Here is a 24,752-nt window from a genome sequence, read left to right as displayed (position 1 = left end):
CAGGAGCAGTGGAGCAAAGAAAAGGGGCCGCCTCCGGTTGGAAGCGGCCCCTGATCTTGTGGCGGTCGGCTGGATTAGAACTTTACGTTCGCACCGAGGTAGAAGCGACGGCCAATCGTGTCGTAGGCGCCGGGCGCGAACGAACCGCCCTGAAGCTGACCGGGAGGCGGATTAGTGTTCCGGCCCGACAGTGGCGGCTCCTCGCCAAACAGATTTTCAACACCGAAACGGATCGTAAGGTTGTCAGCCACCGCGGCGCTGCCGTTGAGGTTGAACAGGTTGTATGATTCGGTCACGCCCTGGATCGTTGTGTTCGGGAACTGCGCCGAGGTCGCCGAATCAATGCTCGGCAGGTGGCTCCACTGGAGGGCCAAGCGATAACCATCGATGCTGTACCCGAGCGTGGTGAACGCGCGATACTCGTAGGTATTGCCATTCAGACCGTTGTTGTTCGGACCCTGCGTGCCGACATAGTCGATACGATCATCGATCGGCAGCTCGTTCGCTTCCATGCTGATGATGTAGTTAAACAGAGTGCTGAAAGTAACCGTACCGGGGCCAGCATCCATCGCCCAGTCAAGCGCGATATCGATGCCGCTGGTCTGGAACGAGCCCGAGTTCTGATACGTCCGGAACACGTCATCAAGTCCGCCGGTCTGGTTCCGGTTGGCGCGCTGACAGGCGACGGCGTTCGGATCGAGGCCGGGGTTAAGGGCCGGATCGAAGCACTGACGCTGGACGATATCCACCGTCGTCAGACCGATCGCGTCAGTCAGCTCGATGTTATAGTAGTCGACCGCCAGACGCAGGCGCGAGAGTGCAGGCGACGTGAAGGGCGACTGAATTACCGCACCGGCGGTCCAGGTATCGGCCTTTTCCGGACGAAGGTTGGCGTTACCCTCAGTAGTCGGGAAGGTGAAGGCAGGGCCCGCACCTTGCGTGTTGGGGTTTGCCACCAGTGCGGCCAGCTCATCCCGGTTCGTTGCACCCAGCAGGTTGCGATAGTCAGTGCCGTAGAAGATGTCGTCGGACGTCGCGGAGCCCGATGCTTCCATGAGCGCGCCGCACAGTGCGATTGCGTCGGTGAAGTTTGCATTCACGTCAGGGTTGGCGGAGAAGCCGTTCGGGTTATTGATCGAGCAAACGTCGCCGCCCGGCGCCACCGCGAAGGTCTGCTCCGGAGCCAAGAAAAGCTCGGCAATGTTAGGCGCACGCTCAGCACGGTTGTAACCGCCACGGAAACGGAGCCAATCGGTCACTTCCCACTCACCCAGCACCTTGTACGTGTAGCTGGTACCGGTCGTCGAGTAGTCAGAGAGACGACCGCCGAGTTCGAGGTTGAACTGCTGGATGCCCGGAATATCCGAAAGGATCGGGATCAAGAGTTCACCGTAAACCTCGCGAACCTCAATGTAGCCTTCCGAGTCGCCGCTGGGATAGATACCCAGCGCCTGATCGTTGAACGAACGCCCTTGCGTGGTGAGGTTATCGTTGATGAACTCGTAATCCGTCTCACGATAGCTCACGCCGGTTGCCATGCGAACCTCGCCAGCGGGCAGCTCGAATAATGCACCCTGCAGGTTCGTTTCGACAATCGTCTGGCGGACGGTCGACTTGTTCTGCAGTCGCGCGCCGATGGCATCAAAGCAATCCTGCGTGATTGTCTCGGGAGCGAAGAAGTTCAAGCCCGAGGTGCAGGAAGCCGAAGCACCGCCGAAGCCGCCGAATTCTTCGTTACCGGTGGTGGAGAAGCCTTCCCCGAAATTCGGGCCGCCAATGATCGTACGCATGCGTTCAAGCGAGGCCACACCGCTCAGAACAGCCGACACCTGCGTTTCGCCGTGCTGGACGAAGGCTTCGTAGGTCCAGTCGTTCAACGGCAGATTGCCGCGAATACCGGCGGTGAGGTTGATCGTATGCACGTCAGTGTCGCTGGTGCGGTTAAAGGGCAGCAGCGCACGCAGCTCGAACGGCGCGTCCGCATCGGGACGGCTGTCGAGGATCGTGAGAAGATCGTCAGGAATGACGTCGCGGTTGATAGTCGGATCGATTCGCGCCGCCCAGCCGCCGGTCAAAGGGCCCGGCTCCTGCACGGTCTGCGTTTCCGTCTTCGAGAAAAAGCCTGTCGCGAAAACGCTCAGCCAGTCGTTAACCTCGTAATCGCCGTTGGCGTAGAGGTTGTAGCGGGTCAGCGGGAAGACCAGATAATTGAACTGGTTGTTATAACCAAGCTGACCGTTAGCCTGCCGGAAGAACTCGGTGCCATCCAGCAGGCCGTCCGCTCCCGAGGTGCCCGGAATGCCGAAAGCATCGCCAAGGCCCGAGAAGGTGTTTCCGTCATAGTCTGAGTAGATCACCGTACCGAACACCGGTCCAGGTGCAAAGGTGGCGCCATCGATGACTGAGTTAACAGCTCCTGCATCCGGAAAGTTGCCGCCGAAGCCGATGTTCACGCCTGCGTAAGGTGCAAAGAAGGCAGTGCCGCCGATGGTGGGGTCTGACCACAGGTCATTATAGTAATCGCGATCGCGCTGCAGTGCGCTTTCGCGAGTGTTCATTGAGAAGGCAATCGAGACGTTGCCCCGGCCATCTTCGAAGTCTGCTCCCATGATGCCGGAAAGCTGGTATTCGAAATTATCGCCCTGCTCGGTGATACCCATCTGGCCGTCGAGCTCGAGACCCTCGAAGTTGCTCTTCAAGATGAAGTTGGTCACACCGGCAACGGCATCAGCGCCGTATGTCGAAGATGCACCACCCGAAATGATTTCGACGCGCTCGATCGCGGCGGACGGGATGGTATTGATATCGACGATGCCGGTGGCGTTCGACGGAGTGGCTCGGCGACCGTCGACCAGCACCAGCGTACGGTTGGCGCCGATGCCGCGAAGTGCGACGGCTGCGGCGCCGGGGGTGTTGCTGGCGTTAGGCTGGATGTCGCCGCCGCCGGTGGTCGGCGTGCGGTTATTTACGGCCGTGAACTGCGGCAGCTTGTTAAGGTTTTGTTCGATTGCTGCGGTGCCTGAATCTTCGAGCAGTCCCTCATCTACGGTCACGATGGGGCTGTTCGCTTCGAAGTCACGGCGAACAATGCGCGAACCGGTCACAACGATACGGTCGCTCTGCGCGCTTGCGGCGGTTGGGGCGCTATCCTGCGCCAAAGCGGGGCTGGCTGTAAGCAGTACGCCAGTGCCGCTTGCCATGAGTGCAGCCTTGAAGACTGCCTTCTTATTGAACCTTGTCACTTCGTGCTCCCTTCACAAAGATTGCGGATCGGGCACATCCGATCGCGCAAACCAAATTATCGTTCTCCGGTGCGGCTCTCACGCGCTGCAAGCACAGCGAGTGGCGGTGGTGCAGCATCCGCGCCGGATGAATTTCGTTCATGGGGGGAGAGGCGAGGGTCACTCGCCGACTGGCAATAGCTATCGCTGAAGCGCGAACACGCCATACATCCTCCCATGTGCCGGAACTTGACTCTGTCCCGATCTCAGCCTGGGTTCATATTCAGGGAAATTGATAGTGTCTATACCAGTGTGACATCAGCGCCTTGAAAAGCGGCTTTGCCTAAGCTGGCTTTGCACGCGAGCGTGGCCTCCGTGCGTCGGCTCGTTAAGGTTGATCTGCCACCTTGCTCTAAATAAGGCTATGTATAACAATCATATAATGCCCAAGTTAGTGATGTTCGGGCCAGAACTGTTGCGCAGATGCATCGCCTTGATGAAAGATCAACGGGCCCGCTCATGATTGTTGATCATGTCCGCCGGTGCGGGCGCCAAGGAGGAGCGGGGCTGCGCGGTTGATCAAGTCCGCCGCAGCCTTCCGGGCGCGATGGAGACTTAACGAAAAGCGACAATCGGTAGTGAGTGCGCTTTTCTTTTGCTCTGCCTTGCGCAATACCCGCCCTTCACGGGCAACGCGGATGGCCATTCGGCATCGGCAAGCAATCCGGGGGATGAGTGGAAGAAGGCAAGCAAGGCTGGCGTCGCGTACTCACCGATCTGGCGCGTAACTGGTATCTGGCCGGAGGCGAAGGCTCTGCCGAACCTGCCGGGGATGACGCGCTTGTGCTCGCCAAGTCGCTGGGCCCGCTGGCCGAAGAGGCGATTCAGATCGTGGAGGCCTATGCGCTTGGCGCCCGCGCCTTGGGCGGAAACGCCTCTGGCACGCTTCCGCCGGGGTTCGAGACGCGGTTGGCGATCATTCTCAACGGCCTGATCCCGCAGGCCGAAGAACAATCGGTGGAGCCTGCCGTCACCGACGATCCCCCGCCGGTGTTCCAGAGCGAACTGTGGCAACTGCTGACCAAGGTCCGCGAAAGTGCCGAACTCTCCTATGCGCGCGAGATTGCTCTGGTCGAGCTTGACCGGCGGATATTGCTGCTGCTGGGCAATGTCGGGCCGCTGGTTCCGGCCGAACTTTCGAACGGGGCAGGGGTCGACAAAGCGCAGGTCAGCCGGTCGGTCAAGCGTCTGCTCGAGATCAAGATGGTCGAGCGCACGCAGATCCGCTCGCCTGTCAGCCTTACTCGCAAGGGCAAGACGCTGGCCGATCGCCTTTCGCGGCTGGCCGAACTGCGCAACCGTGAGCTGACGGTCGATATTCCCGATAGCGAGCTGGCCGATTTCCGGCGCGTGGTGGAAAAGTTGCTGGAACGCGCGGTCTCGCTTTACGAACAGGAGCGGGCGCTGGCGAACGACGAGCCCAATGCGCCGAGCCGTTTCCCGGTTGTGGCGCAGGACGAACCGGGCAAACCTTTGGTGCTCGACCGGACTCGCATAATCTCGCCGCTGATGACGCTCTCGGCCTATTTCAGCCGTTCGGCGGCGCTGATCTTCAAGCGCCGAACCGGCCTTTCGAACTTCGAGACCTGGGTGCTGAACGAGATCGGGCGCGATCAGCCGATCGAGTGGAACACGCTGGTCGAGCGGCTCGACCGCGATCACAGCCAGGCCGGGCGCACGATCAACAGTTTAATCGAGCGCGCTCTGGTCGACCGGCAGGGGCGTCCGGGGCGGCGGCACGGGCGTTTCACCCTCACGTCGGAGGGCGAGCGCATATATGAGATCATTCAGGACGCCAGCCGCCAGCGCAGTTCCTACCTGATGGCTCCCCTCAGCGGCGACGAGCGCGACCGCTTTCTGGCCACCTTTGGCAAGGTTCACCGCAATGCTGCTGTACAGCTTGAGCGCGAACGGGCCTTCGAGGAAATGGGGCACCGCTAGCCGCTAGCCGCTAGCAGCGCCCCACCTTGGGGCCGGGTCAGCGAATGCGGCGAACGCGCACGGCCATCTGGTTATCGAACACCATCAGGAAGCTGCCCAGAGCAGCGCGGTCGATGGTGACAACCGAACCTTCGCGTGGCGGGCGATAGGAGTTCGGCACGCCTTCGGAGAACTGCCACTCGGCGCCGTCTTCCAACGTGAGGCGATAGATCCCCGGTTGCAGCATTCTCACTGCGGTAACGCTGGTCGTCAGCTCGTCGGGTTCGTTCGACTGGGTGCTGGCAAAGCGTTCGGGCGTGCGCACGTCTTCGCTGCCGAATCCGGTTACCGCGCTACCACGCGTAGGGGCGGGAGCAGTGTCTTGCGGAGCCACCGCCCGGGTGGGCGCGGCGGCTTGGGCGGGGACAGAGCCCGACTGACGCACGTTGTTGTCATAGCAGGCAAGGCGGGCGCCGGTGTCGTCGATACGCGCGCACTGGCGCAAAATCTCGAGCACGATCGCATCGTCGACCTGCGCTTGCGCCGCTTGGGGCAGGGCCGCCAGCGGCAGGGTCAGGCCCGCGGCCAGGGCGGCTAGGCGATAGGCTTTCATGCTTTCAAAACTCCCTCTCTTTGGCTTCATCCATGACGCGGAGCAGCCAGCCGCGCAAGGGGCTTGGGCTGATCCCGGTGCCCTTGGCAGGAGGCTCGGTCAAAGGCATCCACGCAAAAATTCGCACGGCTGATGATTTGCTGCTTGAATCGCTTGGATTCGTGTGATTCAAGGGGCCATGATCATATCTCCCCGTAAACCTGATACCGGCAAAGTGAATGTCGGCGAGCGCTTGGCCAGTGCCTTTGCGCTGGTCGTGTTGCTGTTGATCGGGGCGCTGGCGCTGTTCGGCCCGGCGGGCGTTGTCGCCTGGGGCGAGGATGCGGCGCTGCTGGAAGCGCATGGCAAGCGCATCGCCGAGTTGCGCGAAACCAAGTCTGCGCTGGAGAATCGGGTGCGCTTGCTCGATCCCGACAATGTCGATCCCGATCTCGGGTCTGAATTGGTCCGCCACAACCTTGGTGTGATGCACCCCGATGAGTATGTCATCGAGCTGGATATGCCGGACAAGACGGCGAAGAAATAACCAATCTGGTTTTGTGGTGCGGAATTTGTACCCATATAGGCAATTCTCTCCGCGACCACATTGCGTGCTCTGGAAATAGCAGCCATAGGCCGATTTCAGATGCGCGCGCTAACAGCGCCGCCCCGCGTAACAGAGGAAACCCTGAGCCTTGGCCAAATCCCCCAGCGCCCGTTCCGCCTCGTCCAAGCGCAGCCCTGCGCCCAAGGCGAGCGCCGCCGAAAGCAACACCTCACTCGACTTGCTGCAAAAAGAGTTTGAGAAGGACAAGCGGTTTAAGGCCGATGTCGATACCCTGCTTCACCTTTACGAGCAGATGTTGCTTATCCGCCGCTTCGAAGAAAAAGCCGGCCAGCTTTATGGTCTCGGCCTGATCGGCGGCTTCTGCCATCTCTATATCGGTCAGGAAGCTGTTGCTATCGGCCTGCAAAGCGCGGCCGAACCGGGCAAGGATTCGGTCATCACCGGCTATCGCGACCATGGTCACATGCTCGCCTACGGCATCGACCCCAATGTCATCATGGCCGAACTGACCGGCCGGCAAGCTGGCATCAGTCACGGTAAGGGCGGCTCGATGCATATGTTCAGCACCGAGCACAAGTTCTTCGGCGGCCACGGCATCGTCGGCGCGCAGGTGTCGCTGGGTGGTGGCCTCGCTTTTGCCCATAAGTACAACGAGGACGGCGGCCTGTGCATCGCTTATTTCGGCGATGGCGCGGCCAACCAGGGGCAGGTGTACGAGACGATGAACATGGCAGCCCTGTGGGATCTGCCGATCGTCTTCGTGGTCGAAAACAACCAGTATGCGATGGGCACGGCGGTCAAGCGCAGCTCGGCCGAGGTCGAGTTCTACAAGCGCGGCGCGGCCTTCCGCATCCCTGGCATGGACGTTGACGGCATGGACGTGCTCGAAGTGCGTCAAGCCGCCGAGGTTGCCTTCAAATATGTGCGTGAGGGCAATGGCCCGGTGCTGATCGAGTGCAACACCTATCGCTATCGCGGACATTCGATGTCCGACCCGGCCAAGTACCGCACCCGCGAGGAAGTGCAGGACATGCGCGAGAAGCACGACCCGATCGAGCGCGCCAAGGCGGATCTGCTCGAACTGGGCGTCGAAGAGGACAAGTTGAAAGAGATGGACAAGGCCATTCGCGCGCGCATCGGCGAGGCGGCAGACTTTGCGGAGAATTCGCCGCAGCCCGAGCCGAGCGAACTCTACACCGATGTTCTGGTGGAGGAGTATTGAGCCATGGCGATTGAACTGAAGATGCCCGCGCTCTCGCCCACCATGGAGGAAGGCACGCTGGCCAAGTGGCTGGTGAAAGAAGGCGACACGGTAAGCTCGGGCGACGTGCTTGCCGAGATCGAGACCGACAAGGCGACGATGGAATTCGAATCCATCGACGAAGGCACGGTCGGCAAAATCCTCGTGGCCGAAGGCACCGAAGAGGTGAAGGTCGGCACCGTGATCGCGATCCTCGCTGCCGAGGGTGAAGACGTCTCCGACGCCGAACCTGCGCCGACGCCGTCTCCCGCTCCTGCCGAGAGCGAAGACAAGGCCGAAGAACCCGCCAACCCGCTTCCGGTCTCATCCCCCGAGGCCAAGCCGCGCAAGGACGACCCGGAAATTCCCGCCGGCACCAATATGGTCACACTCACCGTGCGCGAAGCGCTGCGCGATGCCATGGCCGAGGAAATGCGCCGCGACGACCGCGTGTTCGTGATGGGCGAGGAAGTCGCCGAATATCAGGGCGCCTACAAGGTTACGCAGGGCTTGCTCGACGAGTTCGGCGCCAAGCGCGTGATCGACACCCCAATCACCGAATATGGCTTTGCCGGCATCGGCACGGGTGCCGCGATGGGCGGCCTGCGCCCGGTGGTGGAGTTCATGACCTTCAACTTCGCGATGCAGGCGATTGACCACCTGATCAACTCGGCGGCCAAGACCAACTACATGTCGGGCGGCCAGATGCGTTGCCCGGTGGTGTTTCGCGGCCCCAACGGCGCGGCCAGCCGCGTTGCCGCGCAGCACAGCCAGAACTACGCCCCCTGGTACGCCAGTGTGCCGGGCCTGGTGGTGATCGCGCCCTATGATGCGTCCGACTGCAAAGGCCTGCTGAAGGCCGCGATCCGATCAGAAGATCCCGTGATCTTTCTCGAAAACGAGCTGGTCTACGGTGAGAAGTTCGAGGTTGCCCAGCTTGACGACCACGTCCTGCCCATCGGCAAGGCGCGCATTATGCGTGAAGGCGCCGACGTCACCATCGTCAGCTATTCGATTGCCGTTGGCATTGCGCTCAAGGCTGCCGATGAGCTGGCGGGCGAGGGCATCGACGCCGAGGTTATCGACCTGCGCACGATCCGTCCGCTCGACAAGCAGGCCGTGCTCGAAAGCCTCGCCAAGACCAACCGCGTGGTGATTGCCGAAGAAGGCTGGCCGACCTGTTCGGTCGCCTCCGAGATCGTCGCACTGTGCATGGAGGAGGGCTTCGACCACCTCGATGCGCCGGTCACCCGCGTGTGCAACGAGGATGTGCCGCTGCCCTATGCCTCCAACCTCGAAAAGCTTGCGCTGATCGACAAGGACAAGGTGATCGCGGCGGTAAAGAAGGTCTGTTACCGCTGACCAGTCTGGCGGCGCCTGGCCTGAAGGTCAGGCGCCGCAGTTTGCGATTGGATCGGGAGCGTTGGCGTTGCGCTGCTTCACTCCCGAAAGGTCGCGGTTGTTGCGCACATTGAACGCGGCAATGGCCACGATCGGTTGGGAAGCATCGAACAGATCGACCGCGATCGGTTGATAGGTCATGGCCACCTCCACGAACATCACGGCTTCGCCCCTGAACGCGTAGATCTCCTCGCCAGGCGGGCCCATACCCTCCATATTGGAAAACTCGCCGTCGCCTTCCTTGCCATAGCTTGAAGGATGATCGAGATCGCCCATGCAGCGCTGCCAGTGGATGTATTGCTGGTCTTCGCTCTCTTCGAGCACTTCGAGGCTCGACAGGATGATGCGGCCATTGTCTAGCAGCGCGAACCTCTCGCCCGCCTGAATGTCCGCGCCGATGAAGATGTCGTTGATATCGCTCTCATAAATTGACACCTCGCCTAATAGCGAGTTCTCGCCGACACGGCTGGCGTTATCGGCCACCAGCACCGCAATCTGGTTGACGCGCATTTGCGTAATGGCGCGGTTGGCAGCCTCGGCACCAAACAGTCCGATCGACAGCAGCAGCGGCGCAGAGAGCGCAAATTCGAGCATTGCGGTGGCGCGTGTGTCGCGCAGCAGCCTGCGCCAAAAGACGAAGAGGGTCAGTCGCATCGCCGCGCCACCGCGATGATCTCCTGATCGTCGTAAGGCTGGTTGCGCAGCACGCTCGAGGCTTCGAATTCCACCCTATCGGAAAAGCCGAACAGCTTGCTGATCCCGAAAGCGCGCGGATAGCCGACCGTCACCTTGTAGAGCACGACATCGCGTGCCCCGCCCAGGCCTTCCTTGCCGCGATCCTCGTCCCACACGCCGTTGCCGTTGGCGTCTTCGAACTGTTCGCCATTGTCGCAGATGCCGTTGCCATCGACGTCGGTGAAATCTTCGGCCTGGGCGACATCGGAGAAGGTGGCGTAGGACTTGCGCGAGAAATCGACGTCCGCGCGCGGAGCAATCAGTTTAACTGCCCGCTCCACCCTCTCGTCGATCGCAGCCTTGCCCTTGCCCGCATTCTCGATGGACGAATCGCGGGCAGCCCTCTGGATCGTGCCTTGCAGCTGGGCCTGCGTGTACATGTTGTAGCCGATCTCGAACAGGCCGAGCAGCATGGCCACCAATACCGGCGCGATCAGCGCAAATTCCACCAGCGCAGCGCCATTTTCGTTGCGGCCAAGAGAGAGGGGCGAGCGCATCACTGAATGATCCGCAATTCGCTAACGTTCTTGGCGATGGCGCCGAAGGCCGTGTTCAGTTCGGCAGCGTCGGCGGCTTCGAAATAGCGGCCCCGCCCAGCACAATCGCGCATGATCTGGTTGAGTTCTACCCCGAAGCCGATCACCCACACGGTCACGCCGCGCTTCTTCACTTCCGAGCAAGCGAAGGCAAAGCGCTTCTCGATGGTTTCTACGAGAGAATATCTGGAAGAGGGCGACCAGCGGCGCTGATCGACCGGCTCGAAGCCATAGGTTCCATAGCTTATATCGAGCGCCGATGTTTCTCCGTCGGTCAGGAAGATCAAATTGCGGCTGGTTGGCGAAACGGCAGAAACGTCACGATTCTCCGCCGCGAACAGACCGGTCGGCGAGATCATCCGTCCGCCCCAGATCATGCCGATATCGTGATAGGTGCTGCCATCGGCGTAAAGCGTATTAAGATAGTCGTTAAGTTCGCTTCCGCTCATGGTGGAGAGCTTAGCGGCGGGGGCGGGGCAGGCGTCCGTCCCCATAAGGCGGGGCGAGACGTATTCGCTGGAGGTTTTTACTGGGTCGGCGGTGAAGTTGCCCCGTCCATTATATTCCTTTGCGCGCCCGTAGATCAGGTCGGGATACATCGGGCGCCACTTGGTAATGGCGGACGCGCCGAATTCGACTGTTGAACTGTGGCCGTTGTTGTTAGCGTGGACACGCACCGACAGATCCTCGCCGACGTTTATGCCGAGTGCCGCCGGATTGTCTGTTGGTACGAGATCGATATCGAGATCGAGCGCTTTCTTCAGATCGACGTTGTCATAGTCGTCGATTTCGTAGGTCTGTCGCTCTTCCATGCAACCTTCGGTTTCGCTGCGCCAGTTGCTGACATCGTGTTCGAAGCGGTCGTAGGTCCATTTTCCGCGCCGATCCCAGCTCGGTTCGGTCACGGCGTTGTAGGTGTCCTTGTAGTTGCGGTAGGCTGTCTTCACGACGGTGCATGTTCCACCGTCCTGCGTGACTTCGTACGAATCACCGTCGCGTGTCCGCTCATAGGTCTTGGTGGTGCGGGTGCCGGTGGGCGGGCCAACAACGAGTTCACTGGTTTCGTCGGTCTGGCGTGTGGAACCGCTCACAGTATCGCTTGGCTTGCTGGTGCAGCGGTAGTTGCCCCAGTAATCCTTGGTCGCAGAGTAGGTCTCTTGGCTGGTTTTTGTGATGCTGCCGGAAATCGGGCTGCTGGCGGTGTAGAAGGTGGTGTAGGTGATGCCGCCCTTCTCTTTCATCTGCCGCGACTGGTATCCCCAAACGTCCACGACCCAGTCGTCATGGAGGATGCCGCCCACATTGACGTTGGTCGCATAAGGCAGGAAGCCATAGCGGATGCGCGAACCTGATTGGGCCGTGGCCTGAAGCTGCTGGTGGAAGCTGCGGATGGTCTCCTTCAGCACTTCGAGCCGCGACTGGCTATCGCCCGGATTGCTGGTCGCCATCGAGCCGGTAACGTCGAGCACCATCATCACATCGGTGTTCGCAGAGTTGAGCTGAGCGCTGCATTCCACGCGCACATCCATGCTGTCTTCGCCGAACGCGGCCATCAAGGTCGTCGGAGTTTGGGCGCTGGCAACGCCGGTGATGGAAAAGTCTTCCTCCAATGACATCTCGAAGCTGCGCCCTGTCGTGCCGTATGCGCCAGAGGTGAAATTGGTGCGGAAGAAGCGGTCGCCGATTTCGGCCGTCTGGCTTGGCATTTCGCCCGAGGTAACGCTTTCGGTGCCCAGCCGTTTGCGTGCTGCCAGCACGCCGGCATCGCACGCCTGTTGCAGCCGGGCCTGAACAAGATAGCCACGCCCGATATCGAGGCCGCCACCAACCATCCCGACCAGCGGCAGAAGCGCGGCGGCAATGATCATAAGCGCATTGCCCGCCTGGTCGTGAACCAGACGGCGCAGAAAGGGCGCTCGGCCGCGCGTTTGGCTCAAGGCTACCGCCATGGCGATCTGGATAGTGAAGGTCGCTTCACATATCCTTTTCTCTCGTGGTTAGGCGAAAGATATCAGCGCACTGCATCAAATCACGTGGCCGTGGTTAACCCCTTGGAAATGAAAGGCGCCGCGTTCGTGAAGCCTAATCATTTTGTGAAGAGCACGCGCGTGGCCATGCAACGTTCGTCATGGCTCGCCAGCCGCCGCAAATGGCGGCGCTTTACGAAATTCTAAGGAAGATTTTGCATCTTGGCGACTGGAGATAGCTCGCCATGGCCAGACCGCATGACCAGATTTCGGACGACCCGTCGTTCGCGCATCGGCGTCGATCGCTTTTGCGTGACTGCTCCGGCGCGGCAGCTGTCGAATTTGCCATCGTCGGCACGGCTTTCATCGCCTTGTTGATGGCCACGCTGCATCTGATGATGATCTATCTCGCGCAGCAGATGCTGGAGACCGCTGCCGAGAGCGCTTCGCGCCTGTTCCTGACCGGCTATGCGCAGACATCGATCCTGTCGAACGGACACGTCGGCATGGACAGCGCCGACTTCAAGAACGCTATTTGCAATGGCGCCAGCGGCATCACTGCCAGTGGCAATGTTTTCACAACAGATCCGCTTCTGCCCCCCATGCTGAAATGCTCGCGTCTGACGGTCAATGTCAGCAGGGCCTCGGCCTATAGCGCCAGCGCAGCCGACCGCCCCACTTTCACTTACGACAGTAGCGGCAATATTGTTTCGACCGGCACCGGCTACAATTACGCGGCTGCCGGGGCGGGCCAGAACCAGATCGTCGCGGTGCAGTTGATCTATCTCTGGCCGACCGGCACCGGGGCGCTCGGCAGCAGCCTGATCAACGAGCCGAACAACAACCGGATGCTGACCGCCACTTCGGTGTTCACCACCGAGGATTACTCGTGCGCCGCAGGGCAGTCGACGTGCTGAGGCGGCTGCTATCCTGCACGCGCGGCGTGGCCCTCGTAGAGTTTGCCTATGCCTTGCCGCTGATGCTGTTGCTCTATTTTGGAGCGATGACCGTTTCCGAGCTGATCGCGGTCAATCGCAAGGTGACGGTGGCGACGCGCTCGCTTGCCGATCTGGTCAGCCGCACAATCTCGCCTGCGATCATCTACAACGACCCGAATGCAGTCGGCGCGAACAACCTCTTGAGCGCGAGCGCGGTGGCGATGGCGCCTTACAAGCTGGATGCGGCAACCCAGCAGATCTCACTGCTGCGAGTATGCGATGCAACGCGCGCCTACGTCGTGTGGACAAGGGCGCGCACCCAGAACGCCGATGGCACCACAGGTTCGGCAATCGCTTCCACCGATATTGCCGGAACCTTGCCGAATGCCGAGACGCAGCCGGAAGACGCAATTGTGGCGATCCCCGGTAATATGGTTTCGCCCAACATGATCCCGGTTTCGCCCGACGGCTCGAACGTTTGCGACAACCTCGACCCGGGCACGAGCAGCGCCACCCAAGTGGGAACCGCCGGCGCATATCTCTACCGCGGGACCGTGACCTACACCTACACCCCGCCGATCGACTTCCTCTCGTGGGGCGCCACCGACCTGTCCGACACGATCTACATGGCCCCGCGGCTTTACTAGGAACCGGCTGATGTTTGCTCGCCACACCAGCAAGACCATCTCCGGATTCTTCCGGCGTCTGAAGTCCGATTGCAGCGGCAATGTGCTGATGATTTTCGGCTTTGCTGTGATCCCGCTGACCTTCGTGGCCGGATTCGGGATCGACTATGGCCGGGCGATGCGGTTGCAGACCCACCTCAACGCGGCGGCCGACGCGGCCGCCCTGGCGGCGGTTTCGCCGACGATGATGTTCGAATCGAATGACGCCTCGAAGGCGGCGGCGAACAAGATGTTCAATTCGCAGGCGGCGGAGATGTCGGGTCATCGCGGTTTGGTTTATGACACGGAAATCGACAACATCACCACAGGCAGCGGCAGCACGCTCGGCTTCTTGCGCAAGGCGACGGTGACCTACACCGTCGAATCGGTCAATTTCTTTGGCGGCATACTTGGGGCCGATACGCTTACTGTCTCCGGCTCGGCGGCGGCGAGCGCGGCCCAGCCGCCGAATGTCGATTTCTATCTGGCGATGGACAATTCGCCATCGATGCTGCTGCCTGCGACCAGCGATGGCATTTCCAAGGTGATTGCGGCGACGAAAAACGAACACAACGCGAATGGTTGCGCCTATGCCTGCCACGCGCAGATACCGCACAGTGATCGTATCTGGATAGAGGATACCGCCGGGCGCGATGTGTTGCTCTCGACCAGCTACTATAATGCTGGTTCGTCGAAAAAGGGCTGGTGGTATCGCTGGGATGCCAATTCTAATCCCAAACAGCTCTATGACAACAACGGCAACCCGATGAATGAAGGGCCTACGATCAGCTCCGGAACCGAGCGGGAGATCAAGCAGGGCTCCTATACTTGCGGCTGGTTCTGGAAACAATGTTACTATGATATTTATGTCGACACTACGGCGGTCAAGACAACGACCGTCCACTACTCGCTCGTCGATAGCACAAGCGGGCCGGTAGAGATCAGACGTAACGTCACCACCAAGATCGATGCATCCCAGCTTATCACCAATACGTACACCGGGGTGACAACCCCAGGGGAGACTTTCATCGGGAAGCCTACTACCACCTCAAGTATTTACGATTACGGCTACTGGGCCGATGGTTTCTGGCTTACGCACAATTACGGCAAAATCTACGGTAGCCCGGCGCGCATTCCGTTGCGCAAGGATGCGATGGTGTCGGCAGCCACGCAGCTGATCCCGTTCGCCGCCAATCAGGCCGCCAATTATCACGTCACTTACCGGATGCAGATGTTCTCGTTCGACTGGACACGGCCGGGCAAGAGCACGCCGGTACGACAGCTCACCGGCTTGACCGACATATCATCCTACAACAACGGGTTCTCAGTCGAAACGGTGTTCCCGGCGGATGACTACTGGTACAAGAACAGTATGCCCACGAGCAGCCTCAATGTCGGCGACCGGACGACCGAAATGCTGAACATGCTCAATTACATGAACAGCAATATTCCCAATGCCGGCAATGGCGCGCCCGGCAACACGCCGCAGAAAATTTTGTTCCTCATCACCGATGGGATGCTCGATCAACCCGATGGCGGGCGCGTGATGGGGCCGATGCGCGACGACGCCAACAAGGAACTGGCCAAGTGTAGCGCGCTGAAGGCGCGCGGGATCAAGATTGCGATCCTCTATACCCAATACCTGCCCGAGTCGCTGGTTGGCGACGGCTGGTCGCAAACCAACGTCGCCCCTTGGCTGCCGCCGCCGCCGGCACCCTATCCGGCGGGCAATGCTGGCAGTTCCGACAAGATCCTCACCGCGCTGGAAAAGTGCGCTTCGCCCGGCAACAACGGCGCCCCGCTGGTGCAAACTGTGACCTCGGACGACGATATCGGCGCGGCCTTGCGCACGCTGTTCTCAACCACGTTGCAGACGGCGCGCCTGATCAAGTAAGGTCGGCACGCTCGCGAACGGGCTTGCATTCCTTCTCTGCGGTTGGGAATGACCGGCGCGATGTCCCACGATCTGCTCGAAACCTTGCCTCTGCCGCAGCGACTGGCACTGTCTTACGCCCCTGCCAGCGCGCGGGCCGCCACGCTTGCGCTGCTCGCGCTCGATACCCGGCTGGCTGGCGTGGTGCTGGGCGGGGGCGAACCGATGCTGGCGCAGATCAAGCTCGCCTGGTGGCGCGATCGGCTCGGTGAGCCTTGCGACAAGTGGCCGAAGGGCGAACCGCTACTGGCCGCATTGGAAAAGGATTTGGGCGACGGGCGCGGCCTTGTCGCTTTGGTCGACGGCTGGGAAAGCTTGCTGGGAGAGCAATTTGACGTGCAGGAGTTTGCCGCAGGACGTGCAGCGCTGTGGGAAGCCCTCGCGCGTAGGCTGGGGGCTGACGCGAGGCACGTATCACCCCCGGCGCGAACCTGGGCCCTGACCGATCTGGCGTTGGGAATGCCGCCGGGCGACGAGCGGACGACCATTATGCGTGCTGCCGAGGCGCAGAAGCAAAGGCAGCGCCTGCCGCGCGCCTTGCGTCCCTTGGCGGTGCTTGAAACGCTGGCCCGCCGGGCGCTGTCGGGCAACCGCGATGCACTGCTTGATGGGCCTGGAGCAATGTTGCTGGCAATGAGGGTTGGAATTTCCGGACTCTAAGGTATTTGGCGTAAGTCTCTGGGTCGCTTTGGGAGACGGCGATGAATCGCCTGATATTGGGTGCGGTGAGCGCGCTGTTACTGGTGAGTGTGGGTCTGTTCTGGATACAGGGCAGGGCTGAGGTTGAGCGGGCCGCGCCGCCACCCGATCCCGAAGCGCTGGCGCAGGAAGGCCGCGACCCCGATGCTTTGCCGAGCGCCGACGTCGCCGACCTGGTCGGCCCCGAGCCGCCCGAAGCGAGCGAACTTACGCGCGAACAGCGCCGTTTCTTCCGCTACGATCGCAACCGCGATCTGAAGATCACACGTCAGGAAATGCTTTCGAGCAGGACCGACGCCTTCCGCAAGCTCGATGTCGACGGCAACAACCTGCTCACCTTTGAGGAGTGGGCGATCACCACCGCCACGCGGTTCGATGAGATGGATGCCGATGGCAACCGCGAGCTGACCGCGGACGAATTCGCCACCAGCGCGCCGAAGCCGCGGCCCAAACCGCGATGTGACTGTTGAGCGACGTTGGGCTACGCGGGCACTCGTTCCAGATCCGCCAGCCATTCGCCGAAATCGGCCTTGGCGCGGTCGGTATAGGCTTCCTTCCGGCGCTTCTTGTGAACTTCGTGCAAGGGCGGGAACAGGCCGAAGTTGATGTTCATCGGCTGGTAGCTTGAAGCCTCCGCGTCGCCCGTGATGTGCGAGAGGAGCGCGCCCAGCGCCGAGGTGGGCGGGGGCGGCGTCCAGTTGGTGCCCGCCAGTTCGGCCGCCGCCATCATCCCCGCGACCAGCCCCACGGCCGAGCTTTCGACATAGCCCTCGCAGCCGGTTACTTGCCCCGCAAAGCGGATATGCGGCGCGCTTTTCAAGCGAAGCTGCCGGTCAAGCAGCTCGGGCGAGTTGATGAAGGTGTTGCGATGCATTCCGCCCAGCCGCGCGAACTCGGCGTTCTCTAAGCCCGGAATGGTGCGGAACAGTTCCACCTGCGCGCCATATTTCATCTTGGTCTGGAAGCCGACCATGTTCCATAAGGTGCCGAGCTTGTTATCCTGCCGCAGTTGCACGACCGCATAGGGCCAGCGGCCCTGCGGGTGCTCCTCGTTAGTGTCATAAGGATTATCCAGCCCCACGCCCTTCATCGGGCCATAGCGCAGCGTTTCCACCCCGCGCTCGGCCATGACCTCGATTGGCATGCAACCGTCGAAATAGGGGGTGTCGGCCTCCCATTCCTTGAATTCGCCCTTTTCGGCATCGAGCAGGCCCTGGTGAAAGGCGAGGTATTGCTCTTTCGTCATCGGGCAATTGATATAGTCGCCGTCCTCGTTCGAGGCCTCGGTGCGTTTGTTCCAGCGGCTCTGAATCCAGCACTTCGACATGTCGATCGAATCGCGGTGCACGATGGGGGCAATGGCATCGAAGAAGGCGAGCCTGTCTTCGCCGGTGGCTTGCACGATGGAACTCGCCAGTTCGGCGGCGGTGAGCGGCCCGGTGGCGACGATGGTGAGGCCGCTCTCGGGCAGGGCCTCGACCTTCTCGCGCACGATTTCGATATTGGGATGTTCGCTCAGCACGCGTTCGACCGCGGCGGAGAAAACGTCGCGGTCCACGGCCATGGCACTGCCCGCCGGAACGCGTGCCTTTTCGCCCGCTCGCATGACCAGCGAATCCAGCCTCCGCATCTCGTGATGCAACAGGCCGACTGCGTTCTTGGTGTCGTCGTCTGAGCGGAACGAGTTGGAGCAAACCAGTTCGGCCAGCCCCTCGGTTTCGTGCGCGGCGGTCTTGCCGCCGCCGCCGCGCATTTCCGAGAGGCGAACCTTTACGCCGCGCTGGGCAAGCTGAAACGCAGCTTCCGATCCGGCGAGGCCGCCGCCGATGATATGTACCTGATGTGTCATGGGAGGCCAGATAGGCGTTTCGAGTGCTGGCGCAAATAGCTGCGCGCGGCTAACTGAGCCTATGCCCAAACGCGCGCTTGCCCAGAAACGCCCTTTCCTGCTGCTTTCCATCGCTGCGGCGCTGGCGTTTCACTATCTTCGCGTGAGCGAATTGCCCGAACTGTATCTCGTGCCTTTGAAGGGCAGCGCGGTGGGCTTGCTGGCGGTCTATGCCTTCGTCCGCCATGCGAGCGCGGATGCCCGGCTCTACGTATGGGCGCTTGGAGCCGCCGCGTTTGGCGATATGGCGATGGAGATCGATCTGACGGTGGGCGGCCTGCTGTTCTTTCTCCATCATGTATTGGCGATGGGGCTGTTTCTCAAACACCGCCGCCCCGCGATGGGGATCCACAGCTGGATTTGCGGCGTAACGCTGATCTGCGTGCCGCTTGCGGGCTATCTGCTGCCTTACGATCCCGATGCAAAGCTGGAAACCGCGCTCTATGCGCTGTCGCTTGGGGCAATGGCGGCAAGCGCCTGGGCGAGCGACTTTGCCCGCTTCCGGGTGGGGGCGGGCGCCATGCTGTTTGTCGTAAGCGATCTAATCCTTTTTGCCGAAATGGGGCCCCTGTCGGGCACACAATGGCCGCAGCTGCTCGTTTGGCCGCTCTATTACCTTGGCATGTTCCTGATGTGCACCGGCGTTATCCAGACGATGAGAAAGCGCGATCCGCAGTTGCGTGTGGTGAAGTAGGGGGCGGTATACCTTCCCCGCTCGCGTCACCTTGGATCAAGTTCGGGCTGGCGAGAGCAGGGTTACTTTTCGCAACCGACTCTGGGTTACTTTCTGTAACTAGGGTTACCTTCCGTAACCCGTCGGCAGGCACGCGGAGTTACCTTTCGTAACCCCGCGCACGTAAGTGACTGATGCGAAGGCCTATTCCTCGCCGTCGTCACGCTCTTCCTGCGGCCCGACCTCATCGTCGCCGTCGCGCCGGTCGATCATTTCCTCGATCACAGCCTCTTCCGCGAGGTTCTCGGGCGCTTCTTCCTCGTCGATTTTTACTGCCGATACAACATGCTCGTTCTTATCGACATCGAACAGGCGCACACCGGCACTGTTGCGGCCGATGATGCGCATGGTGTCGAGGCCGATGCGAATGAGCTTCGCCTTGTCGGTCACCAGCATCAGCTGATCGGCGCGGGTAGCGGTGAAGCTCGCCACCACGGGGCCGTTGCGCTTGATGTTGTCGATATTGGTGATGCCCATGCCGCCACGGCCCGACTGGCGATATTCGTAGCTAGAGCTGATCTTGCCGTAGCCATTGGCGCAGACGGTGAGGATAAACTGTTCGTCCGCCGCCATGGCCTCGTGTTCGGGCGAGAGCCGGGCCGCGTCCTCGTCCGCCTTCCAGGGGGCCACGCGCAGGTAAGCGTCGCGCTCGTCAGGCGTTGCCGAACCGGCACCAAGGATTGACAGCGAGACGACCTCGTCGCCCGACTCCTTGAACTTCATGCCGCGCACACCGGTCGAGGTGCGCGACACGAATTCGCGCACATCCTCGCCCGAGAAGCGGATTGCCTTGCCCATCCTGGTGGCCAGCATCACGTCGTCGCCCGGTTCGAGCAGCTGGACGCCGATCAGCCGATCCGTGCTGCCATCTTCGAACTTCATCGCGAACTTGCCGTTCGAGGGAATGTTGGTGAAGGCATCCATCGAATTGCGGCGCACATTGCCTTGCGCGGTAGCGAAGACCACGTTGAGCGCGCCCCAGCTGTCCTCGTCTTCGGGCAGCGGCAGCACCTGCGCGATGGTCTCGTCCTTCTCCAGCGGGAGCAGGTTGATAATCGGCCGCCCGCGCGTGTTTGCCGCGCCCTCGGGAAGCTTCCATACCTTGATGCGGTAAACCTTGCCGTGGGTGGAGAAGAACAGCACCGGATTATGCGTGGAGGTGACGAACATGGTCGACACCGCATCGGCATCCTTCGTGCTCATGCCCGCGCGGCCCTTGCCGCCACGGTTCTGCGCACGGAAGGTGGAGAGCGGGGTGCGCTTGATATAGCCGTCGAGCGTCACCGTCACGACCATCTCGTCGCGTTCGATCAGATCTTCGTCGTCAAGTCCGGCCCAGCCGGGGGCGATCTCGCTCTGGCGCGGGGTGGCGAACTGGTCGCGCACTTCCTGCAATTCGGCGCGCATCACGCCGTAAAGCTTCACCCGGTCGGCAAGGATCGAAAGGTAATATTCGATCTTGTCGGCCAGCTCCTGCAACTCGCCGCCCAGCTCCTCGCGGCCCAGCGCAGTGAGGCGGTGCAGGCGCAGGTCGAGGATCGCTTTCACCTGCCGCTCGCTCAACTGGTAGGTGCCGCCGCTTTCGTCCTCGCTCGGGTCGATGGCTTCGACAAGGCGGATATATTGCGCGATGTCGCCGATCGGCCACTTCTTCTCAAGCAGCTTGCCACGCGCCTCGGTCGGGTTCTTCGAGCCCCGGATCATCGCCACCACCTCGTCGAGGTTGGAGACGGCGACCACCAGGCCAAGCAAAACGTGCGCCCGGTCACGCGCCTTGTTCAGTTCGAACTTGGTGCGGCGGGTGATCACTTCCTCGCGGAAGGAAATGAACGCCTGAATGAAATCGCGCAGCGTCAGCGTTTCGGGGCGACCGCCGCGGATCGCCAGCATATTGGCGGGAAAGCTCGCCTGCGCCGGGGTGTGCCGCCACAGCTGGTTGAGCACCACGTCGGCGGTGGCATCGCGCTTGAGGTCGATCACCACGCGCACGCCGCCCCGGTTGGAGCTTTCGTCGCGGATATCGGAAATGCCTTCGATCCGCTTTTCCTTGGCGGCGTCGGCAATTTTCTCGACCAGGCTGGCCTTGCCGACCTGATAGGGTATCGAGGTCAGCACGATCGACTGGCGATCACCGCGCGAGGTTTCGATCTCGTGGCGGCAACGCATCAGAATCGAGCCGCGCCCGGTAGTATAGGCCTGCCGCGCGCCCGCCTTGCCGAGAATCAGCGGCGCTGTCGGGAAATCAGGCCCCGGAATGATCTCGTGGAGCTGATCAGAGGTGATTCCCGGATCATCCATATAGGCGAAACAGCCGTCGATCACTTCGCCCAGGTTGTGCGGCGGAATGTTCGTGGCCATGCCGACCGCGATGCCGCCCGCGCCGTTGACGAGCAGGTTCGGGAACCGCGCCGGCAGCACCGAAGGTTCCTTGCGGCTGCCATCGTAGTTATCGACGAAGTCGACCGTGTCCTTGTCGAGATCGTCGAGCAGCGCATTGGCCACGCGCGCAAGGCGGCTCTCGGTGTAACGCATGGCAGCTGGCGGATCGGGGTCCATCGAGCCGAAGTTGCCCTGACCATCGACCAGCGGAACGCGCAGGGACCAGGGCTGCACCATGCGTGCCAGCGCGTCATAAATCGCGCTGTCGCCGTGGGGGTGATATTTACCCATGACGTCGCCGACGATGTTGGCCGACTTGCGATAGGGCCGCCCGGCGACATAGCCGCCTTCCTGCGCGGCATAGAGGATGCGCCGGTGGACAGGCTTCAGGCCGTCGCGCACATCGGGAAGTGCGCGGCTCACGATCACGCTCATCGCGTAATCGAGATAGCTCGTCTTCATTTCATCGACGATGTCGATCCGCTCGAACTCGGGCGGAGACATCGGGTTGGGGTTAGGGGTGTCCTCGTCGCTCACTGCGATGGATATTCCGTTGTTGTTCTGGTTGCCACCGGACTAGGCCATAGGGCGCCAGACTGCCAGTTACGGGTGGCCCCAGCGGGCGAAAGCACGTGCTTTTTCCACATTTGTCCGCGCTCGTGTCGTCAATAAGCTGCAAAGAACGTTCAAATGCAGTTCACCGGCCCTCGTTTAGGAGCGATTTGCAATCTCGGGCATTCCTATGCAGTACGCACAACCGGGAGCGACGATGGCCCCCACGGCCTTTGTTTCGCCACTTCAGGAGAGATTATCAATGATTCACAAGTTCGCCTTTAGCCGCTTCACTTCGCGCGCCGCGATGGCGCTGGCTTTGGCCGGTGGCGCGATGTTCGCCACTACGGCGCAGGCGCAAGACTATTCGCGCAGTTTCCGCGAGGCCTATGCCCCGGTTGCTGAAGCTACCAGCGGCGAGAATGCCGACTGGGCCGCCGCCCGCGACCAGTTCGATGGCGTGCTTGCCGCGATTGAGAACGACGATGACCGCAACGCTGCCGGCAACATGGCGCTGATGATCGGCAACAACCTCAACGATCCGACCTGGCAGCGCCGCGGCCTCGAACTGATGCTCGAAAGCGGCAAGGTCGAGCCGGAGCGTATCGGCCAGTTCCAGTTCTTCGTCGGCAACCTTGCCTATAACGCCAAGGACTATGAAGCCGCGCGCACCGCGCTGCAGGCAGCTCTGGCGGCTGGCTACACCGAAAACGATCCGCAGGGCCTCATCATCGAGACCTATCTGCAGGAAGACAACGTGCCGGCTGCGGTCAGCTACATCGAGGAATTGCAGCCGCAGTTCGCCGCTGAAGGCCGCACGATCCCCGTTAGCTGGATCGAACGCACGCTTGGCGCGGCATACAGCAACGACATGTACGACGAATCGATTGCCCTTTCGAAGGCGCTCGTGAAGGCCGATCCGAGCAAGGACGGCTGGCTCAAATCTCTTCAGGTTGTAGGAGCGATCCGTCAGCTCGATCCGCAGGTTGAACTCGATCTGCTGCGCCTGATGCGCGAGACCGACGCACTGTCGAACCGTGCCGAGTACATTCGTTACATCGAGGCGCTCGATCCGCGCATCATGTCGAACGAGGTGCTGCCGGTGATGACCGAGGCGGTCGATGCAGGCCTGATCGACACTGGTGACAATTACTACGTCGAAGTGAAGTCGATCGCCGATGCGCGCGCTTCCGCAGACCGCAGCAACACTGATGCGACGTTCTCCGAAGGGCAGAGCGGCGATGCGCTCGATGCGATGGGCTCGGCGAACGTGATGTGGTCGATCGGTGACTATGCCCGCGCCGAGACGCTCTATCAGGCCGCTGCCGACAAGGGTGGCGACGTGAACGAGGCGATGACCCGCAAGGGCATGGCGCAGGTGATGCAAGGCAAGTACGACGAAGCCGTTGCGACCCTCGGCCAGGTGACTGGCGCGCGTAAGCCCGTGGCCGACATGTGGGTTCTCTACGCTGAGCAGAAGGCCGGCTAAGCACTGCCGCCGGAAGGCACAAACAATAACGGCGCGGGAGCTTGGGTTCCCGCGCCGTTTTTTTTGCTTATTCCGTCCTAATCAGACGTTGAACTTGAACATCATCACGTCGCCGTCTTGCACGACATAGTCCTTGCCTTCCTGCCGCAGCTTGCCAGCGTCACGCGCGCCGCTTTCGCCGCCCAGCGTGATGTAGTCGTCGAAAGCGATGGTTTCGGCGCGGATGAAGCCGCGTTCGAAATCGGTGTGAATTTCGCCAGCGGCTTGCGGGGCGCGGGCGCCATCGTGGAAGGTCCAGGCGCGCGCTTCCTTGGGGCCCACGGTGAAGAATGTCTTCAGGCCCAGCAATTCGTAACCGGCGCGGATCACGCGGGCGAGGCCTGATTCCTCCAGCCCCAGCTCGGCAAGGAACTCGGCGCGGTCTTCGGGCTCCATCGCCACGATTTCGCTTTCGATGGCGGCCGAGACCACCACCGCCTGCGCGCCTTCGGCGGCCGCCTTCTCGAACACCTTCGCCGATAGCTCGTTGCCCGTCGCCGCATCGCCTTCGCCCACGTTGCATACGTAAAGCACTGGCTTGGCGGTGAGCAGCTGCGCCTGTTCGAAAAGCCGCTCTTCGTCGTCGCCATTCGGCTCGGTGAGGCGGGCGGGCTTGCCGTCGCGCAGCAGTTCTAGTGCCTGCCCTAGCACCGAGGCGAGCGCCTTAGCTTCCTTGTCGCCTGCCGTCGCGCGGCGTTTGGCATTGTCGACGCGTTTTTCGAGGCTTTCGAGGTCCGACAGCATCAGCTCGGTTTCCACGACCTCGGCATCGGCCAGTGGATCGACCTTGTTGGCGACGTGCTGGATGTCGTCATCCTCGAAGCACCGCAACACGTGGACGATGGCATCGACCTCGCGAATATTGCCGAGGAACTGGTTGCCCAGACCTTCGCCTGCGCTGGCGCCCTTCACAAGGCCCGCAATGTCGACGAACGAAAGCTGGGTGTGAATGACCTTGGCGCTCTTCGAAATCGCGGCCAGCTTATCGAGCCGCGGATCGGGCACGGCGACTTGACCCACGTTCGGCTCGATGGTGCAGAACGGGTAGTTCGCAGCCTGCGCGGCCTGCGTTTCGGTGAGAGCGTTGAACAGGGTCGACTTGCCGACGTTGGGCAGGCCGACGATCCCGCATTTGAAGCCCATGGGGCTGATCCTTCGTATTGGGGCGCCGCAACCGGCGCGGATGACAGGCCGTGG

The 24,752-nt window shown here is 61.4% G+C and carries 21 protein-coding genes; 12 read left to right on the top strand and 9 right to left on the bottom strand.

The genetic code is table 11. The features are described 5' to 3' along the window. Window positions 1-74: 74 nt before the first annotated feature. Complete coding sequence (locus E0473_RS02725; RefSeq protein WP_241657306.1) at window positions 75-3,158, bottom strand: TonB-dependent receptor domain-containing protein; 3,084 nt, start codon at window positions 3,156-3,158, stop codon at window positions 75-77. A 580-nt stretch (window positions 3,159-3,738) separates the two neighbouring features. Then, window positions 3,739-3,927 (bottom strand): hypothetical protein, encoded by a 189-nt coding sequence (locus tag E0473_RS02720; RefSeq protein WP_137679305.1) that lies wholly within the window; start codon window positions 3,925-3,927, stop codon window positions 3,739-3,741. 29 nt (window positions 3,928-3,956) lie between these two features. Between E0473_RS02720 and E0473_RS02715 the strand changes: the two genes are divergently transcribed. Beyond that, on the top strand, window positions 3,957-5,222 hold the full coding sequence (locus E0473_RS02715; protein WP_137679304.1) for a MarR family winged helix-turn-helix transcriptional regulator: 1,266 nt from the start codon (window positions 3,957-3,959) through the stop codon (window positions 5,220-5,222). A 37-nt stretch (window positions 5,223-5,259) separates the two neighbouring features. Here E0473_RS02715 and E0473_RS02710 read toward each other — a convergent pair whose 3' ends face one another. Then, window positions 5,260-5,814, bottom strand: coding sequence for a hypothetical protein (locus E0473_RS02710; RefSeq protein WP_137679303.1), 555 nt, complete (start codon window positions 5,812-5,814; stop codon window positions 5,260-5,262). Between the two features lie 178 nt (window positions 5,815-5,992). Between E0473_RS02710 and E0473_RS02705 the strand changes: the two genes are divergently transcribed. The 3 genes from E0473_RS02705 (at window position 5,993) to E0473_RS02695 (ending at window position 8,963) form a co-directional block, all read left to right on the top strand. After that, a complete protein-coding gene (locus tag E0473_RS02705) occupies window positions 5,993-6,340 on the top strand; it encodes an FtsB family cell division protein (protein WP_241657305.1) in 348 nt (115 codons plus the stop codon). 148 nt (window positions 6,341-6,488) lie between these two features. Then, window positions 6,489-7,583 carry a pyruvate dehydrogenase (acetyl-transferring) E1 component subunit alpha gene (gene pdhA, locus E0473_RS02700; protein WP_137679302.1) on the top strand — a complete coding sequence of 365 codons (1,095 nt, stop codon included), beginning with the start codon at window positions 6,489-6,491 and terminating at the stop codon, window positions 7,581-7,583. A gap of 3 nt (window positions 7,584-7,586) precedes the next feature. Then, window positions 7,587-8,963 (top strand): pyruvate dehydrogenase complex E1 component subunit beta, encoded by a 1,377-nt coding sequence (locus E0473_RS02695; protein ID WP_137679301.1) that lies wholly within the window; start codon window positions 7,587-7,589, stop codon window positions 8,961-8,963. A gap of 27 nt (window positions 8,964-8,990) precedes the next feature. On the opposite strand, the gene E0473_RS02690 is transcribed toward E0473_RS02695, so the two are convergent. Genes E0473_RS02690 through E0473_RS02680 form a run of 3 tightly spaced genes read right to left on the bottom strand, consistent with a single transcriptional unit; the run spans window position 8,991 to window position 12,105 of the window. Next, on the bottom strand, window positions 8,991-9,656 hold the full coding sequence (locus tag E0473_RS02690; protein WP_137679300.1) for a TadE/TadG family type IV pilus assembly protein: 666 nt from the start codon (window positions 9,654-9,656) through the stop codon (window positions 8,991-8,993). Then, on the bottom strand, window positions 9,647-10,234 hold the full coding sequence (locus E0473_RS02685; RefSeq protein ID WP_137679299.1) for a TadE/TadG family type IV pilus assembly protein: 588 nt from the start codon (window positions 10,232-10,234) through the stop codon (window positions 9,647-9,649). Before E0473_RS02685 ends, E0473_RS02690 begins: the two co-directional genes overlap by 10 nt. Continuing rightward, window positions 10,234-12,105 (bottom strand): pilus assembly protein TadG-related protein, encoded by a 1,872-nt coding sequence (locus E0473_RS02680; RefSeq protein WP_421721778.1) that lies wholly within the window; start codon window positions 12,103-12,105, stop codon window positions 10,234-10,236. Before E0473_RS02680 ends, E0473_RS02685 begins: the two co-directional genes overlap by 1 nt. Between E0473_RS02680 and E0473_RS15355 the strand changes: the two genes are divergently transcribed. Genes E0473_RS15355 through E0473_RS02655 form a run of 6 tightly spaced genes read left to right on the top strand, consistent with a single transcriptional unit; the run spans window position 12,049 to window position 16,945 of the window. Then, window positions 12,049-12,447, top strand: a complete 399-nt coding sequence (locus tag E0473_RS15355; protein ID WP_162536213.1) for a hypothetical protein — start codon at window positions 12,049-12,051, stop codon at window positions 12,445-12,447. The two genes, E0473_RS02680 and E0473_RS15355, sit on opposite strands and share 57 nt — an antisense overlap. 38 nt (window positions 12,448-12,485) lie before the next feature. Further along, window positions 12,486-13,157 (top strand): TadE/TadG family type IV pilus assembly protein, encoded by a 672-nt coding sequence (locus E0473_RS02675; protein WP_137679297.1) that lies wholly within the window; start codon window positions 12,486-12,488, stop codon window positions 13,155-13,157. Beyond that, window positions 13,130-13,825: a TadE/TadG family type IV pilus assembly protein gene (locus E0473_RS02670; protein ID WP_137679296.1), complete on the top strand. Its 696-nt coding sequence runs from the start codon at window positions 13,130-13,132 to the stop codon at window positions 13,823-13,825. Before E0473_RS02675 ends, E0473_RS02670 begins: the two co-directional genes overlap by 28 nt. A gap of 10 nt (window positions 13,826-13,835) precedes the next feature. Further along, window positions 13,836-15,737, top strand: coding sequence for a TadE/TadG family type IV pilus assembly protein (locus E0473_RS02665; RefSeq protein WP_137679295.1), 1,902 nt, complete (start codon window positions 13,836-13,838; stop codon window positions 15,735-15,737). Between the two features lie 60 nt (window positions 15,738-15,797). Continuing rightward, window positions 15,798-16,436 carry a putative GNAT family N-acetyltransferase gene (locus tag E0473_RS02660; RefSeq protein WP_137679294.1) on the top strand — a complete coding sequence of 213 codons (639 nt, stop codon included), beginning with the start codon at window positions 15,798-15,800 and terminating at the stop codon, window positions 16,434-16,436. Between the two features lie 41 nt (window positions 16,437-16,477). After that, the gene (locus tag E0473_RS02655) at window positions 16,478-16,945 is read left to right on the top strand and encodes an EF-hand domain-containing protein (protein ID WP_137679293.1); all 468 of its coding nucleotides are present in this window, start codon (window positions 16,478-16,480) and stop codon (window positions 16,943-16,945) included. 11 nt (window positions 16,946-16,956) lie between these two features. Here the strand turns inward: E0473_RS02655 and trmFO are convergent, their stop codons facing one another. Next, on the bottom strand, window positions 16,957-18,324 hold the full coding sequence (gene trmFO, locus E0473_RS02650) for a methylenetetrahydrofolate--tRNA-(uracil(54)-C(5))-methyltransferase (FADH(2)-oxidizing) TrmFO (protein ID WP_137679292.1): 1,368 nt from the start codon (window positions 18,322-18,324) through the stop codon (window positions 16,957-16,959). 61 nt (window positions 18,325-18,385) lie between these two features. Between trmFO and E0473_RS02645 the strand changes: the two genes are divergently transcribed. Continuing rightward, window positions 18,386-19,057 carry a lysoplasmalogenase family protein gene (locus tag E0473_RS02645; protein ID WP_137679291.1) on the top strand — a complete coding sequence of 224 codons (672 nt, stop codon included), beginning with the start codon at window positions 18,386-18,388 and terminating at the stop codon, window positions 19,055-19,057. 183 nt (window positions 19,058-19,240) lie between these two features. Here the strand turns inward: E0473_RS02645 and gyrA are convergent, their stop codons facing one another. After that, window positions 19,241-22,012, bottom strand: a complete 2,772-nt coding sequence (gyrA, locus tag E0473_RS02640; protein WP_421721762.1) for a DNA gyrase subunit A — start codon at window positions 22,010-22,012, stop codon at window positions 19,241-19,243. A gap of 277 nt (window positions 22,013-22,289) precedes the next feature. Here gyrA and E0473_RS02635 point away from each other — a divergent pair, with 277 nt between their 5' ends. After that, entirely contained in the window at window positions 22,290-23,516 is a 1,227-nt protein-coding gene (locus E0473_RS02635) for a tetratricopeptide repeat protein (protein ID WP_137679290.1), read from the top strand. Between the two features lie 81 nt (window positions 23,517-23,597). Here the strand turns inward: E0473_RS02635 and ychF are convergent, their stop codons facing one another. Further along, entirely contained in the window at window positions 23,598-24,698 is a 1,101-nt protein-coding gene (gene ychF, locus E0473_RS02630) for a redox-regulated ATPase YchF (RefSeq protein WP_137679289.1), read from the bottom strand. Between the last annotated feature and the right edge of the window lie 54 nt (window positions 24,699-24,752).

Source organism: Aurantiacibacter suaedae (assembly GCF_005434915.1).
GTDB lineage: Bacteria > Pseudomonadota > Alphaproteobacteria > Sphingomonadales > Sphingomonadaceae > Alteraurantiacibacter > Alteraurantiacibacter suaedae.
Note: the sequence above shows the minus strand (reverse complement) of the source record. Positions and strands in the feature narration are given on the sequence as shown.

Excerpts from the sequence above, each read along its gene's own strand:
- E0473_RS02720 (WP_137679305.1), bottom strand. The coding sequence starts at position 3,927 with ATGGCCATCCGCGTTGCCCGTGAAGGGCGGGTATTGCGCAAGGCAGAG.
- E0473_RS02665 (WP_137679295.1), top strand. The coding sequence starts at position 13,836 with ATGTTTGCTCGCCACACCAGCAAGACCATCTCCGGATTCTTCCGGCGT.
- E0473_RS02705 (WP_241657305.1), top strand. The coding sequence starts at position 5,993 with ATGATCATATCTCCCCGTAAACCTGATACCGGCAAAGTGAATGTCGGC.
- E0473_RS02660 (WP_137679294.1), top strand. The coding sequence starts at position 15,798 with ATGTCCCACGATCTGCTCGAAACCTTGCCTCTGCCGCAGCGACTGGCA.
- E0473_RS02645 (WP_137679291.1), top strand. The coding sequence starts at position 18,386 with ATGCCCAAACGCGCGCTTGCCCAGAAACGCCCTTTCCTGCTGCTTTCC.
- ychF (WP_137679289.1), bottom strand. The coding sequence starts at position 24,698 with ATGGGCTTCAAATGCGGGATCGTCGGCCTGCCCAACGTCGGCAAGTCG.
- E0473_RS02685 (WP_137679299.1), bottom strand. The coding sequence starts at position 10,234 with ATGCGCTCGCCCCTCTCTCTTGGCCGCAACGAAAATGGCGCTGCGCTG.
- E0473_RS02710 (WP_137679303.1), bottom strand. The coding sequence starts at position 5,814 with ATGAAAGCCTATCGCCTAGCCGCCCTGGCCGCGGGCCTGACCCTGCCG.
- E0473_RS02680 (WP_421721778.1), bottom strand. The coding sequence starts at position 12,105 with ATGGTTGGTGGCGGCCTCGATATCGGGCGTGGCTATCTTGTTCAGGCC.
- E0473_RS02655 (WP_137679293.1), top strand. The coding sequence starts at position 16,478 with ATGAATCGCCTGATATTGGGTGCGGTGAGCGCGCTGTTACTGGTGAGT.
- E0473_RS02635 (WP_137679290.1), top strand. The coding sequence starts at position 22,290 with ATGATTCACAAGTTCGCCTTTAGCCGCTTCACTTCGCGCGCCGCGATG.
- E0473_RS02675 (WP_137679297.1), top strand. The coding sequence starts at position 12,486 with ATGGCCAGACCGCATGACCAGATTTCGGACGACCCGTCGTTCGCGCAT.
- trmFO (WP_137679292.1), bottom strand. The coding sequence starts at position 18,324 with ATGACACATCAGGTACATATCATCGGCGGCGGCCTCGCCGGATCGGAA.
- E0473_RS02695 (WP_137679301.1), top strand. The coding sequence starts at position 7,587 with ATGGCGATTGAACTGAAGATGCCCGCGCTCTCGCCCACCATGGAGGAA.
- E0473_RS02690 (WP_137679300.1), bottom strand. The coding sequence starts at position 9,656 with ATGCGACTGACCCTCTTCGTCTTTTGGCGCAGGCTGCTGCGCGACACA.